Consider the following 15662-nt stretch of genomic DNA (forward strand, 5'->3'; position numbering starts at 1 on the left):
CCATGAACACACTCGCCACTCCGGCCGCTTCGGCGCTGGTCCATCCCTCGATCCATCCCGACGAGCGCGCCGCGCGCGAACAGCTCGCGGCCTGCTACCGCGTGTTCGCGATGCTGGGCTGGACGGAGATGATCTACAACCACATCACGGTGCGGCTGCCCGACAGCGTGACGGGCGGCGAGAAGCAGTTCCTCATCAATCCCTTCGGCCTGCACTACAGCGAGGTCACGGCCAGCAACCTGGTGAAGATCGACCTGCAGGGCAAGGTGCTCGACGGTTCGTCGTACCCGGTGAACCCGGCCGGTTTCACGGTGCATGCCGCGATTCACGACGGCCTGGAAGGCGCGCACTGCGTGATGCACACGCACACCACGGCCGGCGTGGCCGTGGCCTGCCTGCAGGGCGGCCTGCAGCAGACCAATTTCTATACGGCGCAGCTGCACGGCATGGTGGCGTACCACGACTTCGAGGGCATCACCATCCATGCCGACGAGGGCCCGCGCCTGCTGAAGAGCATCGGCGAGCGCAACGCGGTGATCCTGCGCAACCACGGCCTGCTGGCCTGGGGACAGACGCTGCCGCAGACCTTCGCGATTTTGTGGACGCTGCAGCGCGCCTGCGAGATCCAGATGGCGACCTTCTCCATGGGCCAGGCCATTCCGGTGAGCGAGGAGATCGCCCGGCGCTGCACGCGCGACGCGCTGCAGTTCAGCCCCGAGCATGGCGCGGGGCAGGACGTGTTCAACGCGCTGGTGCGGCAGGTGGACCGCATCGATCCCTCCTACCGCAACTGAAGCGAAGCGACCGAACCCATGAAGATCTGCATTTACGGCGCCGGCGCGATCGGCGGATGGATCGGCGTCGGCCTCGCGCAGGCGGGCGAGCGCCTGAATGTGGTGGCGCGCGGCGCCACGCTGGAAGCACTGCAGCGCGACGGGCTGTCGCTGATGCGAGGCAGCACGGGCGCAGAGGTGCGCACGCGCGTGCCGGTCAATGCGGTGGCCGACCCCGAGGCGCTCGGCGTGCAGGACCTGGTGGTCATCGCGGTGAAGGCGCCCGCGCTGGCCGGCGTGGCCGAGCGCATCGGGCCGCTGATCGGCGCCGACACCATCGTGCTGGTGGCGATGAACGGCGTGCCGTGGTGGTTCCTGGAAGGCGGCTTCGGCGGCGAGATCACCGGCCACCGGCTCGCCGCGGTGGACCCCGATGGCGCCATCGCGCGCGCGATTCCGTCGCGCAACGTGATCGGCTGCGTGGTGCACGCGAGCTGCTCGCTCGACGGGCCGGGCGTGGTGCGGCACCACTTCGGCAACGGGCTGATCATCGGCGAGCCCTCGGGCGAGGCCACGCCGCGCGTGCAGAAGCTGCTGGCGCTGCTCAAGAGCACCGGCATCGACACCACGCTGTCGCCGCAGATCCAGAAGGACGTGTGGTTCAAGCTGTGGGGCAACATGACGGTGAACCCGATCAGCGCGCTCACCGGCTGCACCACCGACCTGATCATGGGCGACGACTACGTGCGCGGCTTCATCTCGGCGGTGATGCTGGAGGCCAAGGAGATCGGCCGGCGCATCGGCATCGAGATCACGCAGAGCCCGGAAGACCGGCACGAGATCACGAAGAAGCTGGGTGCTTTCAAGACTTCCATGCTGCAGGACGTGGAAGCCGGGCGCTCGGTGGAACTGGACGCGCTGGTGACGGTGGTGCGCGAGCTGGGCGAGCTGACGGCGGTGGCCACGCCCTTCACCGATGCGCTGCTGGGCCTGGCGCGGCTGCGCACGCGCAAGCTCGGGCTGTACTGATCCGGCCGCCGCCGGTCCATCGGGCGCGCGGCCGCCAGTCAGGCCGCGCACAGGTTCGGCCCGCAGACTGAAGAGGACATCGGGGGTGGGGATTGCGGGGGGCCGCAAACCCTGTACCCCCGGTTTTCTTCTTGGGCTATCCTCTCGCCACTCAAAATGCACGTAGCGATTTATTACACACCACCAAGGCTGCCTGCATGTCCGAGAACAAGGGGAGACGGATGCGTTTGATCTTCATCGAGCTGCTGGTGGCGCTGGTGTTGCTGCCCATCAGCGGCCTGTTCTGGTGGTGGGCCTTCGGCATGGGCGGCCTCGCGGTGGCCGGCTTCGTGGTGGTTGCCGGCGGCGCTCTCTATCTGGTGGTGCGGGGCGTGCGCTCCGCCAAGAAGCAGCTCGGCCACCCGGGCGACGACCGCGAGCAATAAGCCAGCCGCGGGCCTGCAACGGGCCCGCCGTGCCCCACGGCACAGAAACATTCGCATTCAATTCGCCGGCGTTCGGCACAATATTCCCCCCGGATTCGCGCCTCAATCAGCTGTGGCTGGCCGCTGCTGAATTCTTTTTTCTGCTTTATTCCGGCTTCGCAGCAAATCGCGGGCTGTTTCAATGCTCGAAATATGCAACATATTCCGGGCGGTTGAATTGAATAAATAAAAAGGCACTACAAGCGAGTGCTTCGTGCCGCACAGATCACAAACCCGCACGGAATACCGGGCCAATTAGCCTGAAATCATTCCTTGGCTTTCTGGAACACCATTGCACGCGCTTGGTGCTTCCGGCCCCGGCGCGGGGCGTTCAAATCCCGGACTAATCAGAAAAACCTACCGCGAGGCCGCTTTGGCGCCACTCGCGACAGCGACGCCTTGCGGTCGCCGTCCGATGCCTCCAGAAGGCGGACTGACGCTCCCAGCCCACGGCTTGTCAGCCGGCTCCTACCAAGACACATTTTTTAACAAAATTAGATGCAATATCAAAAACCCTATGGAACCTGACTTTGTGGACCGGAAACCACAATCTCCCATCTGTTTGACGTAATTAATAAGTTGCATTTTTTGTTTCGCGGCAAAGCCTGCGAAATGGGCATTCCAACCCTGTTTTCCCAATGAAGAGTGCCCCTCCGGGCACGCGCCGGACCATACCCCTGTGGCGGACGTGGTCGAGGCACGAAAAGACACGACTATTTCGTCTACTCCACCAAAAAGTGGGCTCGCGAAGGCAGCGACAATTTCTTTTCCGCAGGCCTGCCGATAAAGCGCCGACTGCCTGGAATAAGCCTTTTGTCAATAAAAGGAATTAACCGGCGCAATCGGCCAGAAATCGGGCTCGGGGTTTGCATATGCAATCGCTGTTTTTGAAATTACCAAGTTCGCAATGGAGTTCCATTTGTCACGCTACCTGTACCTGACGGGTTGGAGTGCCGCCCTCGCCGGGGCGTTGGCGCTTCAGGGCTGCGCGCCGGGCTTCGGCTCGGTGGCGGCCTACGAGCCCGACCAGAGTCCGCCGCCTGCCCTGTCCGCCGACGGCATGCCGGCCGAGGGCGGGCTGGTGCCGATCTCGCCGAGCCTGATCCGGGCGATGGCCGACGCGCGGCCGACGGCGGTGCCGCCGGAAGTGAAGGCGCTGTTCGGCGAGGCGCCGGTCTACACGATCGGGCCCGGCGACGTGGTGGGTGTCGTCGTCTACGACCATCCGGAGTTGCTGCCCCACGCCGGAGCCGTGATCTCGCAGCAGGTGGACCCCACCGGCATCAGCGTGGCGCCAGGCTTCATCGTGGACGCCTCGGGGCAGATCAGCTTTCCGTACATCGGGCGCGTGAAGATGCAGGGCCTGACCGAGATCGAGGCCTCCGACCTGATCGCCAGGCAGATCGCCAGGTACATCAAGGACCCGCAGGTGACGGTGCGCATCCAGTCCTTCAGAAGCCGCCGTGCCTTCGTGGAAGGCGAGGTGAATTCGCCGGGGCTGCAGATCTTCACCGACGTGCCGATGACGCTGGCCGAAGCGCTCAACCGCGCGGGCGGCATCACGGCCGCGGGCGACCGCTCTTTCATCACGCTCACGCGCGGCGACAGGACCACGCTCATCGACCTGCCGAAGCTGCAGGACATCGGCGTGGGCGCCAGCCGCATCCCCCTGCGCAACGGCGACGTGGTGCAGGTGCGCAACCGCGACGAGAGCAAGGTGTTCGTGATGGGCGAAGTGCTCAAGCCCTCGGCGCTGACCATGCACAACGGCAAGCTCAGCCTCAACGAGGCGCTGGGCGAGGCCGGCAGCGCGAACCTGGGCACCGCGAACACGGGGCAGATCTACGTCGTGCGCAACAGCGGCGGCAGCAGCAATGACGCCGGTAGCGCCAAGAGCACGCCGGCCATCTTCCATCTCAACGCGAAGAACCCCGCCGCGTTCGCACTGGCCGACCGCTTTCCGCTGCAGCCGCGCGACGTGGTCTACATCGACTCCGTGCCGCTGGTCACCTGGAACCGGGTGGCCAGCCTGATCCTTCCGGCGACCCAGGCGCTCTACAACAGCGACCAGGTCTACATGAACCACCGATGAGATCCGTGCTGACAGTCTGCATCGGCAACATCTGCCGAAGCCCGATGGCGGAAGGCCTGCTCGCAGCGGGACTGCCGCAGCTGCGCGTGTTCTCCGCGGGCACCGGCGCGCTCATCGGCCGGCCGGCGGACGCCACCGCGCGCAAGCTCATGCAGGACCGCGGCGTCGACATCTCGGGCCACGTCGCGCAACAGGTGAACCAGCTGCTGTGCCGGCAGGCCGACCTGATCCTGGTGATGGACCGCGAGCAGCGCCGCTACCTCGAGTCGACCTATCCCTTCGTGCGCGGCAAGGTGTTCCGCATCGCCGAGTTCGAGGGGCAGGACGTGCCCGACCCCTACGGAAAAGACGAGGCTGCGTTCGAACACGCCCTGGCGCTGATCGATGCCGGCGCGCGCGCGTGGATCGACCGCATTCTGAAAATCACAAAACCCGAGCAGCAACCGACATGAACGCAACCCAGCAAGCCGCGCTGCCGCTGCAAGCCATGGAAGAGGATGGCGATGGCATCAACCTCGCCGAGTACCTGGACATCCTGATCGACAACCGCTGGCTCGTCGCGGTCATCGCGGCCGTGGCCGTGCTGCTGGGCGCGGCGTATGCCTTTCTCGGCAAGCCTGTCTACGAGGCCAACGTCGCGGTGCAGGTGGAAGACACCGGCAACTCCGCCGGCAGCTTCCTCGGCGACGCGGCCTCCTCGCTGCTGAGCGTGAAGACGCCGGCCGCGGGCGAGATCGAAATCCTGCGCTCGCGCGCCATCCTCGGCAAGGCGGTGGAGAACACCAGGCTCTACATCAGCGCGCGGCCGCGCTACGCGCCCTTCGTGGGCAGCTGGCTCGCGCGCCGCGCCACCGAGCTGTCGGACCCCGGCTTCATGGGCCTGTCGGGCTACGTGACGGGCACCGAGAAGATCCTCGTGCCCAGGTTCGACGTGCCAGCCGACTTCGAGGACAAGCAGTTCACGCTGACGCTGGGCACCGACGGCCAGTACGAGCTGAGCAACCCCGACATCGACACGCCGATGAAGGGCGCCATCGGCACGCTGATGGAAGCGAAGGTGCCCGGCGTTCCCAACGGCAGCCTGAGCCTGATGGTCAGCATGATCGACGCCAAGCCCGGCGCGCAGTTCGTGCTCGTGCGCTCTTCCACGCAGCTCACGCTGCTGGCGCTGCAGGACGCGCTCAAGGTCGTCGAGAAGGGCAAGCAGTCGGGCGTGCTCGACGTGAGCTGGAAGAGCCCCGACGCCGAGAAGCTGACGCAGCTGCTCAACGAGATCGGCCGGCTCTACGTGCGCCAGAACATGGAGCGCAAGGCGGCCGAGGCAGAGAAGACGCTGGGCTTCCTCGACGGCGCGCTGCCCCAGTTCAAGAAGCAGCTGGAGCAGTCGGAGGACATCTACAACCGCTACCGCAACCAGAACGGCACCGTCAGCCTCGACGACGAGGCGAAGAACGCGCTGACCCAGACGGTGGACCTGCAGTCCAAGCTGCTGGAGGCCGAGCAGAAGCGGCGCGAGCTCACGTCGCGCTTCACGAACGAGCATCCCAACGTGCAGACGCTCGATGCACAGGTCGCCGCGTGGAAGAGCGCGCTCGCCAGCGTCGACGCGCGCATCCGCAAGATGCCGGAGCTGCAGCAGAACACGGTGCGCATGCAGCGCGACATCAAGGTGAACACCGACCTCTACGTGTCGCTGCTCAACAGCTCGCTGCAGATGCGGCTGGCCAAGGAGGGCAAGGTGGGCAACGTGCGCCTGCTCGACGAGGCCATCGTTCCGGAAGAGCCGGTGTGGCCCAAGAAACCGCTGATCATCGTGCTGGCGGCGGTCCTCGGGCTGGCGGCCGGCTTCGGCGCCGCGATCGCGCGGAGTTCCTTCTTCGGCGGCATCCGCAATCCGGGCGAGATCGAGAGCCACACCGGCCTCAACGTCTACAGCAGCGTTCCACTGAGCGCCGCGCAGCGCACCATCGACAGGAACATCGAGAACAAGGCGGTCGGCAAGCACGTGCTCGCGCACCTGCAGCCCGAAGACCCGGCGGTGGAAAGCCTGCGCAGCCTGCGCACCGCGCTGCAGTTCGCGATGCTGGAGGCAACCAACAACCGCCTGCTCATCTCGGGTGCGACACCCGGCGTGGGCAAGACCTTCATCTCGGTCAACTTCGCGGCGATCACCGCGGCGACCGGAAAGCGCGTGCTGCTGATCGACGCCGACCTGCGCAAGGGCCGGGTCAGCCAGTTCTTCTCGATCCCGCGCGCCTGCGGGCTGTCGGAGCTGATCGCGGGCACGCTGGACTTCGACCGGGCCATCCGCACCGCCGTGCTGCCCAACCTGGACATCATCACCACGGGGGTGCTGCCGCCGAACCCGGCGGAGCTGCTCACCAGCGAGTCCTTCGTGCAGGTGCTGGAAAAGCTCTCGCCGCTGTACGACCTGGTGGTCATCGACACCGCCCCGGTGCTGGTGGCCGCCGACACCGCCTCGGTGGCGCCGCTCGCAAGCACCCTGCTGCTGGTGGCGCGCGCCGAGAAAACCCAGCTCGGCGAATTGAACGAAACCGTCAGAAGGCTCGCCCATGCGGGCAGAAGCGTAAATGGCGTAATTCTGAATGCTATTGATTTAACCCGCCGCCACGCCGGCAGCGGGGGCTACAAATACGGCGCTTACAAGCAGTTGCAATACACATACAATACCAACAGGGATTCAACTTAGACCGTCTGAATTGGAGTTAAATTCAAAATCATGCGGTGGGCTTTCAACTTCCCGCATCGATTTAAATACTCAGATAGTATTCAGAATGAAAAGGCACTACAAATGACATTTAATTCATTGGTATTGCCTTCATCAAGTCATTTGGCCGCGCAATAGTTTCTGCACCGCAGACACTAAAGAGGCATTTGTGCGGGTAGTGTCGGCCAAAAACACAAGGCCATAACCGAGGATCTGCGGGCATTTGCCCGCATGAGGAAAGGTGCGTCAAAAATGAAAGCATTTCGACGGGAAATCTTGTCGCGCTTCAAATCCGGATGGAAAACCCCGATGGGAAATCTCCACCCCGAAGAATCGCTCGTATCGCAAGGCTGGGATATTTCGGACGCAGGCGGCGATATGTCCCGCGGCGGCTCGCAATCCGGAATCAATCATTCGCCATTGCTGAAGGCCGCGAAAAGATCGGTGGACATAAGTGCCGCGCTTTTCTTCTTCATCGCCTTCGGCTGGCTTTTCGTGCTGCTTGGACTCTGCGTCTTCGCGAGTTCGGGCGCGCCAGTGCTTTACTACCAGCCGCGCTACGGAAAGAACGGACGCGTATTCCGCTTCTACAAGTTCCGCTCGATGATCGCCAATTCGGCCCAGGTGCTGGAAGAGCACCTGAAGAACAACCCCGAGGCACGCCGGCAGTGGGACGAATACCAGAAACTGGACCACGACCCCCGCATCACCCGTTTCGGCAAATTCATCCGCAAGACCAGCCTCGACGAATTGCCGCAATTCTGGAACGTGCTGATGGGCGACATGAGCCTGATCGGCCCCCGCCCCTGCATGCTGGAGCAGAAGGAGCTCTACGGCCATAGCTGGTCGCACTACTGCGCCGTGCGGCCCGGCATCACCGGCCTCTGGCAGGTCAGCGGGCGCAACCAGCTGACCTACAACGCACGCGTCGCGCTCGACGTGAGGTATGTCGAAACCCTTTCCGTCGGGAAGGACGTGGACATCTTCTTCAGAACCATCTGGGTGGTTGCCGCCGGTCACGGGTCGCGGTGAACCCCGCCGGTCCCGGGTGATCGGCTCCGGCCGCATTGGCCGGGGTACGCCTTTCACATAGTCCACGCCGCAGGGCCGGACAGACCTTTCTTCGCTTTGGAAATGATCGGATTGGAATCCACATCATGCGGATGAGCCACGCCATTCCAGCTCCGGCCGCGCCCGCACGGGCCCCCATGGCAACAACAGGAAGAAGAGGCACGCGCCGCTTCAACCAGTACTCCATTGCCGGAGTGCTGATCGTGTTCGTGTACGTGATCATCTATGCGTATTTCCGGGAAATGCTTCCCGAGAAATGGAGCGTGGACTCGGCGAAGATCCTCGAGATCCTGAATTACGGCGGCACGGACGAAATGGACAATTCGTTCGCCGTCACGGCCGCGCTTTTCAGCATCATCGGCTCGGACAATCTCGACGTATTCACCTGCATCAGCAGCGCGATCTTTCTTTTCTTCGCGACGCGCAATATCCGCCGGGCCGGCGATTTCTTCTCCAGGCTGCTGCTGATCGCGCCCTGCATCATGCTGAACATGTTCGCGCCGTCGAAGGAAACGGTGGTGCTCATCATGACCATGTGCATCACGGTGACGACGATCTATTTCCGCACATCGAAATTCCTCACCGTCGGAGCATTTCTCGGGCTTTACGCAATCTATGGCGTTTTCGTCCGGAATTATTATTTGCTGATCGTCGGCGCGTTCTTCGCCGTCCATTATCTCTGGCGGCGGCCGCTCAAATATCATTTCCTGGCCGCAATTCTGGCCGCTGGCGCAATCATGGCGGCGCCCTCGAATATCCTGCAGACGCTGCAATCGCCGCGCGACACGTCCAATGCCTATGCGGAGCAGATCGGCAGTGACAACCGCACGGCCTTCACCAATATCGCCTCACCCGCTACCGGCCCCGGTTTTCTGGTGAATTACGTGTACGCGGCAACGGTGCTGATCACGCCCGTGCTCTATTTCCAGACACCGAGCGACGCGTTCATGCAATTGATGATCGCGGCAATGCTGCTCATTCTCTACAAGGCGCGGCGATGGTCGAAGCGCGATCCGACGCAATTCGAGCCCCGTTTCTTCGGCAGCCTTTTCGTCGCGCACATCCTCGTTCAATTGATTTTCGAACCGGACCTCGGCAGTTTCACCCGGCATCTGACCTCCGTGATGCTTTATCTGATCGCCATCAAGGTTGCGGGAAATAAAAGGCTGATTCAAAAATGAAAAAAATCCTGATCTGCGCCGTGCCGTTCAGCGACAACCTGGGCGACGGCGTCATCGCGGCCTCGCTGGCCCATATCGCGACCATGAAGTACCCCGACGCGAAGGTCGAGTTCCTCGACATCGCGGGGCGCGTGGCCTTCGACGAGTCCAACCTGCGCGGCGGCGGCGCCTTCGGCGTCTTCCAGAAGCTGCCTTCGCTGCTGCGTTCGGCAATCGTTTTCGCCTACTGCCTGAAGAACTACCTGCTGAGCTGGCGCAGGCAATGGCAGGCGGCGGTGGCCGATGCCGACCTGGTCCTGATCGGCGGCGGCCAGCTCTTCTGCGACGTGGCGCTGAACTTCCCGTCGAAGCTCTTCTTCCTCGGCAGGCTGCTGCGCGGAAAGAGAGTGGCCGTGGTGTCGGTCGGCGTCACCGGCAAATGGTCTTACTGGGGGCAGTGGCTCGTCGGCAGGTTCCTCCAGAACGCCGCGCCGGTTTTCTACGCCACGCGCGACGTGGACTCGGCGAACAACCTGCACGCCTTCTTCCGCATTCCGCGCAGCCGCATCAACGTGGTGCCCGATCCGGCGCTGGTCTGCGCGAGCGCCTTCTCGGAAGAGCTTTCGCCCGAGAAGAAGTGGGACGTGGGCATCTGCGTCAGCAGCCTCGACGCGCTGGTGATGAACTCCGAATACGGAGGCAAGCGAGCCGGCGGTTCGGCCGAATTCTTCTCCGGCCTCGCGCAGGCATTGCGGGCCGAGGGCGCGCGGGTGCTGTACTTCACGAACGGCGCGGCGGAGGACAACCGGGTGCTCGCCGAGATCTCCGAGCGCACCGCGGCCGCCGACGACTTCTCCTTCGCCGTTCCGAAGCGCCCCGACGACCTGGTCACGCTGATCAGCGCCTGCTCCTGCATCGCGGCGCACCGGCTGCACGCGAACATCGTGGCCTACAGCCTGAGCATCCCGTCCATCGGCATGAACTGGGACAAGAAGGTCGAGTCCTTCTTCCGGCTCACGAACCGCACCGAGTTCCTGTTCGGCCTCTCGCCGCGCCATGACGAGCTGAAGGCCTCCGTCCTGAACCTGCTTCGGGAGCGCAACGACCCGCGCCGGCTGGACGAGCTTCAAGCCGAAGTCATCGCCGGCACCCACGCAATGATCTGAGCAGCGAGGAGCGAAGAAGCCATGAAAGTCCTGCACGTCGCGGAAACGCTCAAGGGCGGGCTGGAGACCTATCTCCGGATCGTCTCGAACTTCCAGCGCAACTCGCCGGAGATCAGCCAGGTGAAGTTCATCCTGCCAGGGCAGGTCGACTGGCTGAACCCCGAGAGCGCGCACGTGGTGCCCACCGCGCGCAGCCCGCTCTCGCTGGTGGGCTATGCGAAGCGGGTGAAGAAGATCATCGAGTCGGAGCGGCCCTCGGTGCTGCACCTGCACAGCTCGATCGCCGGCGGCATCGTGCGCTCGATGGCGCTGCTGGGCCAGATACCGCGCGAGGTGAAGATCGTCTACTGCTCGCACGGCTGGGCCTTCGACCAGGCGGCGTCGAGCTACAAGAAGTCGGCCTACCGCTGGATCGAACGGCTGCTGTCCTCGCGCAGCGACGCCATCATCTGCATCAGCCGCCACGAGGTGCGGATCGCGGCCGAATCGGGCATCAGGCGCTGCACCTGCATTCCCAACGGCATCGATTCCGTGAACCCGGCGCCAGCCCCCGCGCCCGAGCCGCCGCCGCCCGCGGACGCCGGCAAGCCCGCGCCGCGGACCATCCTGTTCGTCGGCCGGCTCGACCGGCAGAAGGGCATCGACCTGCTGCTCGACGCCTACGCCCGCGTGCGGCCCGACTTCAGGCTGATCGTGGTCGGCGACGCGGTGCGCAAGGACCTGCAGCTCGCGCAGCCCCAGCGCGTCGAGTTCAAGGGCTGGCTCGAGAAGGACGCGCTCGACGCGGTCTACCAGTCCTGCGACGCCATCGTCGTTCCCTCGCGCTGGGAAGGCTTCGGGCTGGTCGCGGTCGAGGCCATGGCCAGGAGCAAGGCGGTGTTCGCATCGGCCGTCGGCGGCCTGGTCGACATCGTCGAGAACGACCGCAGCGGCCGGCTCTTCGCGCTGGAGGACATCGACCAGATGCTGCGCGAGATCGACCGCATGCCCATCGAGACCCTGCGCCAGATGGGCCAGACCGGGCGAAGGATCTTCGAGGAGAAGTTCACTTCGCAACGCATGAACACCGCCATCGTCGATCTGTACAAGGAGTCGGTACTGCCATGAGGAAGACCATCACCAGCCTGCTGGGCGCCCTGCTCTTCGCGGCCGCGTCGATCGGCCCGGCCCACGCGCGAGGCATCGGCACCCTGAGTTCCGAATACCCGGTCTCGCTGAGCGTGCAGATCGACCCCGCGACCATCACCGACGACGACCTGCACGAGATCCGCGCCGCCGGCTTCGAGTTCGTACGCTTCGGCGTGCGGCCGCCGATCAAGAGCGTGAACCCGGCGCTCACCGACTATCCGAAGCTGATCCAGCGCGTGCGCAAGGCCAGGCTCAACGCCATCGTCACGCTGTTCGGCGGCAAGGAGATCTGGGGTCACGAGCCCGCAGACATGCGCGGCGGCGACAAGAGCAGCAGCAAGGAGGACCGCTTCGCCGACTTCGCGGCCGACTTCATCAAGGCGCACTCGGCCGACGTCGCCGTCTGGGAAGTGTGGAACGAGCCCGACAACAAGACCTTCCTGCAGCCCGCGCTGGTGCCGGACTTCGGCGCCGCCTCCTCGGCGCTGTGCGAGAGGCTCGCGCAGCGGCAGATCCGGCCGGACATCATCGTCGGCTTCGGCTTCGCGAAGCTGCCCTTCGTCGGCGGTGGCGCGGGCAAGGTGCCCTCCGAACTGGAAGACGCCTTCGTCTCGGCCGCACGCAGCGACTGCCTGACGGACATCTCCATCCACCCCTACCGTTCCGTGCCCGAGACGGCGCTGGCCGACTACCAGAAGCTGCGCGCGCAGCTCGACAAGCGCCAGCTGAACAAGACCGGCATCGTCGCCTCCGAATGGGGCTATGCCTCTTACATGCCCGTGCGCAACCAGGGCGCGCAGGCCTCGCTGATCTTCAGGGAGTACCTGATCAACGCGGCGGCCGGCATCAAGCTGCTCAACCTTTATTCGTGGCGCGACCGTGGCCAGTCGTACTTCTCGAAGGAAGACAACTTCGGCATCAAGTCGAAGGCCGGCGAGAAGAAGGAGGCCTACTCGGCGCTCACCGAGTTCCTGAAGATCGCGCGGCACTCGCAGAAGGTGTCCTACGACGACGCGCGCGGCGCGAGCCAGCTGGTGCTGCGCCGCGGCGAATCGATGCTGCACGTGGTCTGGACGCAGGGCGCGGAGCAGAGCGTGTCGGTGCCCGCGGGTGCCGGCGCGAAGTGCACGCGCGTCGACTTCTTCCCTCAGATGCGCGAAGGCAGCTGCGGCAGCCGTTCGGGCGAGGGCTTCACCGTGAAGGCGACCTCCAGTCCGGTCCTGCTTTCCATCTCGGGCTAGGTGGATGAAGCAGCGACTGTCAGGACTCAGGAAACGCCTCGGCGGTCCCATCTATGCCGTTGCCGACCAGTGCATCTACAGCGCGAGCCAGTTGCTGCTCAGCTTCGCGCTGGCCCGCGTGCTCTCGCCCACCGACTTCGGCGTGGCATCCGCGTTTCTCGCGGTGATCAGCTTCCAGTACATCCTGCACATGGCCATGGTGCACGAGCCCCTGCTCATCCGGCGCTACTACGCCGACCGCTCCACCGCATGGCTGACGTGGGCGCTGGTGGTGCTGTTCTCGCTGCTGGGCTTCCTCGCGTGGCAGATCGTCGCGTTCCCGGGGCAGCTGCAGTGGGTGGGCGTGGCGCTGATCGTGGGCTACGAGATCTTCTGGATCTCGCGCAGCCTGTTGCTCGCGGGGCGGCGTTATGGCGTGCTCTGCGTCTCGGGCGCGCTGATCGCAGTGGGCTACGTCGTCGTGCTGAATGCCGGGCGGCCCGCGAGCTGGAAGGAAGCCCTGCTTCTGGTTTCCGTGCTGCAGCTTCCGTTTCTCTATCTGGTGCTCGCGAACACGCGCCACACGGTTCTCCCGCTGCCGGCCGCGAAGGACGATCAGGGCCTGACGACGCGCGAATCGATGGCCTACGGCTGGAAGGCCAGTCTCTCGCAGTTCATGAGCTGGATCATGACCGGCGGCGCCATCCTGCTGCTGGGCTCCTCGGCCGATGCCGAGCAGGGCGGCCTGCTCAAGATCTACATCACCTTCCTGCTGCCGATGCAGTACGTGCTGTCGGCGCTGGGCTACTACCTGCTGCCGCAGCTGGCGGCCAGCTGGAAGTCGGCGGACGCAGCACGCAGGAGGAAGTCGTTGCGCGACTTCACCGGCTTCGTGCTGCTCGGCTTCGCGGTCGCCGAGGCCGTGGGCGTGGCGCTGGGCCTGCTGGGGCCGCACCTCGTGGTGCTGGCCTTCGGCGCGAACTACAGGGGCATGGACTTCTCGCCCTTCTTCTACGCGCCCGCGATCTTCGGCCTCACCATGTGCCTGCGCACCGGCTTCAGGGCCGCCTCGAAGCCCGGCGCCCTGCTGCTGTGCTCGGTGGTCGGCGCGGTGGTGTTCGCCATCGCGATGCTCGCGGCCGGACGGCCCGTCTCCTATATCCAGACCATCCACGCCATGACCTGGGGCTTCGCCTGCATGGCCGCGCTGATGGTCGGCTGGCTGTTCTTCCTGATGCGGGCAAATGGGGCAGGCGGGGAAAACGGGGAGCAACGCGCCTGAAGCCCGCAGGGCCGGCGCCGGACGAGGAGATCCTTATGAGCAACCCACTGCTTCGCGGCGTGAGCTTCGACGAGCGCCTCCGGTTCCTGCGGGATGGCGTCGTGTGCCTGCGCGGGATCGTCTCGCCCGATTGGATAGAGCTGGCGCGCGACGGCATCGAGCAGGGGCGCGACGGCCTGCTGCAGCGCGTGGTGTCCGAATCGGGCGCCAGCGAGATCGCCGGCCAGCTGACCGTGACCCGGCGGCTGCGCTGGATCTGCGACCAGCTGCTCTTCGACAAGGACGTGAGCGCCGCGACCGCGACACCCTGGCACCAGGACATGTCGTGTGGCCTGGCCGACAGCCACCGCATCGTCCACCTGTGGATGCCCGTGGACCACATGCCGCGCGAGACCGCGCCGGAAGTGGTGCGCGGCTCCCACCTGTGGAAGACCGGCTACCGGCACGGCGGCTGGATCGGCCCCACGGACGACGAAGCACTGGCGCCCGAGCTGCCCGACATCGAATCCAACCGCGGCGCTTTCGACATCGTGGGCTACGAGGTCGACCCGGGCGACGTGGTGGCCTTCAACCACCGTGCGCTGCATCACGCAGGCCCCGTCATGAGCTTCGGGGAGAAGCACCGGGCCTTCGCCATCCTCTGCGCCGACGACGAGCTGCTGGCGATGGGGCAATTGAACCGGCAGCCGGCGGCCGCGCAGGCGTTCCGCGCGGCCTAGGGTCTGTTCACCAGAACTTTTCGGGCGTGGCCGACAGCGTCTCGGTGCAGCGCGCGACGGCCTTCGCGCGTTCCTCGCGCAGCCGCTGCCAGTTGTCGGCCTGCCATTGCTCCCAGACCACCGGCTCCGACTGATAAAAGCACGCGGCCGGCGGGCGCATGAAGCCCGCGCGGCCGAGCTCGGCGCCGAACTTCAGGCGGAACAGCTCGTCCGAACCCGTCAGGTTCTCGTAGACCAGATGCCAGGGGCCGGGGAGCAGCGGCGTGTCGGCCTCCGCCTGCACCTTGCGCGCCTCCTCGATCTCCTCGGGCGTGGAGCCGTCGGTCAGCGCCGTCGCGTACGCGGCCTCGGCGCGCTTGCGGTAGATGTCGGTGGCGACCTTGCCGAGCGCATCCTTCAGCTCGTTCATGGCGGGGTTGGCGCCCAGCGGGTCGTCCTTGAGCGCATCGAGCGTGGTGCCGCCGAGATCGTCCTTCGAAAAACCCTGCGCGCCGACACTCACGCCGCCGGCGATGACCGACAGCGCAATGTTCAGGGCGACCTGCCCCGCGATGTTGTTCATCGTGTTCTCGCGGCGAACCACGCGAAGCCGTTCGATGCCGGGCTTGTACGTGCCCAGCCTGAAGCGCAGGCGTGTCTGCGGTTGCGCCGGCACGGCCGCCGCGACGGATGCTGCAGGTACGGCAGGCGCATCGGCGGCGGCCTCCGTGGGTTGTTGCATCGCCGATGCCGGCGCGTCGGGTTCGGCGTGTGCCGAGAAGCCGGCAACCGCCAGCGCGATGCCGCATGCGCGCAAGGCTGCGCGCCGTTGTTGTTTCTTCGAGATCATG

14 protein-coding genes are annotated in these 15662 nt (G+C 65.2%); 13 read left to right on the forward strand and 1 reads right to left on the reverse strand.

Going from position 1 to position 15662, the window contains the following annotated elements:
• The first annotated feature begins 2 nt into the window (after positions 1-2).
• The 13 genes from AC1VNX_RS33255 (at position 3) to AC1VNX_RS33315 (ending at position 14832) form a co-directional block, all read left to right on the forward strand.
• Entirely contained in the window at positions 3-794 is a 792-nt protein-coding gene (locus AC1VNX_RS33255) for a class II aldolase/adducin family protein (RefSeq protein ID WP_301503866.1), read from the forward strand.
• An 18-nt stretch (positions 795-812) separates the two neighbouring features.
• The gene (locus AC1VNX_RS33260) at positions 813-1802 is read left to right on the forward strand and encodes a 2-dehydropantoate 2-reductase (protein WP_483161756.1); all 990 of its coding nucleotides are present in this window, start codon (positions 813-815) and stop codon (positions 1800-1802) included.
• A gap of 221 nt (positions 1803-2023) precedes the next feature.
• Positions 2024-2227 (forward strand): hypothetical protein, encoded by a 204-nt coding sequence (locus AC1VNX_RS33265; RefSeq protein WP_301503868.1) that lies wholly within the window; start codon positions 2024-2026, stop codon positions 2225-2227.
• 946 nt (positions 2228-3173) lie between these two features.
• On the forward strand, positions 3174-4358 hold the full coding sequence (locus AC1VNX_RS33270; RefSeq protein WP_483161757.1) for a polysaccharide biosynthesis/export family protein: 1185 nt from the start codon (positions 3174-3176) through the stop codon (positions 4356-4358).
• The gene (locus tag AC1VNX_RS33275) at positions 4355-4810 is read left to right on the forward strand and encodes a low molecular weight protein-tyrosine-phosphatase (RefSeq protein ID WP_483161758.1); all 456 of its coding nucleotides are present in this window, start codon (positions 4355-4357) and stop codon (positions 4808-4810) included. The genes AC1VNX_RS33270 and AC1VNX_RS33275 overlap by 4 nt, the downstream gene beginning before the upstream one ends.
• Complete coding sequence (locus AC1VNX_RS33280; protein WP_483161759.1) at positions 4807-7068, forward strand: polysaccharide biosynthesis tyrosine autokinase; 2262 nt, start codon at positions 4807-4809, stop codon at positions 7066-7068. The genes AC1VNX_RS33275 and AC1VNX_RS33280 overlap by 4 nt, the downstream gene beginning before the upstream one ends.
• Before the next feature lie 396 nt (positions 7069-7464).
• On the forward strand, positions 7465-8118 hold the full coding sequence (locus tag AC1VNX_RS33285) for a sugar transferase (RefSeq protein WP_483162062.1): 654 nt from the start codon (positions 7465-7467) through the stop codon (positions 8116-8118).
• A 131-nt stretch (positions 8119-8249) separates the two neighbouring features.
• Complete coding sequence (locus AC1VNX_RS33290; RefSeq protein WP_483161760.1) at positions 8250-9338, forward strand: hypothetical protein; 1089 nt, start codon at positions 8250-8252, stop codon at positions 9336-9338.
• Complete coding sequence (locus AC1VNX_RS33295; RefSeq protein WP_483161761.1) at positions 9335-10483, forward strand: polysaccharide pyruvyl transferase family protein; 1149 nt, start codon at positions 9335-9337, stop codon at positions 10481-10483. The genes AC1VNX_RS33290 and AC1VNX_RS33295 overlap by 4 nt, the downstream gene beginning before the upstream one ends.
• A 21-nt stretch (positions 10484-10504) precedes the next feature.
• Positions 10505-11590, forward strand: coding sequence for a glycosyltransferase (locus AC1VNX_RS33300; RefSeq protein WP_483161762.1), 1086 nt, complete (start codon positions 10505-10507; stop codon positions 11588-11590).
• Positions 11587-12852 (forward strand): glycoside hydrolase 5 family protein, encoded by a 1266-nt coding sequence (locus tag AC1VNX_RS33305; protein ID WP_483161763.1) that lies wholly within the window; start codon positions 11587-11589, stop codon positions 12850-12852. Before AC1VNX_RS33300 ends, AC1VNX_RS33305 begins: the two co-directional genes overlap by 4 nt.
• Before the next feature lie 4 nt (positions 12853-12856).
• Positions 12857-14113 carry a lipopolysaccharide biosynthesis protein gene (locus tag AC1VNX_RS33310; RefSeq protein WP_483161764.1) on the forward strand — a complete coding sequence of 419 codons (1257 nt, stop codon included), beginning with the start codon at positions 12857-12859 and terminating at the stop codon, positions 14111-14113.
• 35 nt (positions 14114-14148) lie between these two features.
• A complete protein-coding gene (locus AC1VNX_RS33315; RefSeq protein WP_483161765.1) occupies positions 14149-14832 on the forward strand; it encodes a phytanoyl-CoA dioxygenase family protein in 684 nt (227 codons plus the stop codon).
• A gap of 7 nt (positions 14833-14839) precedes the next feature.
• On the opposite strand, the gene AC1VNX_RS33320 is transcribed toward AC1VNX_RS33315, so the two are convergent.
• Positions 14840-15661: a hypothetical protein gene (locus tag AC1VNX_RS33320; RefSeq protein WP_483161766.1), complete on the reverse strand. Its 822-nt coding sequence runs from the start codon at positions 15659-15661 to the stop codon at positions 14840-14842.
• Position 15662 lies beyond the last annotated feature (1 nt).

The sequence above is a fragment of the Variovorax sp. TLI9-5A genome (genome assembly GCF_056867935.1).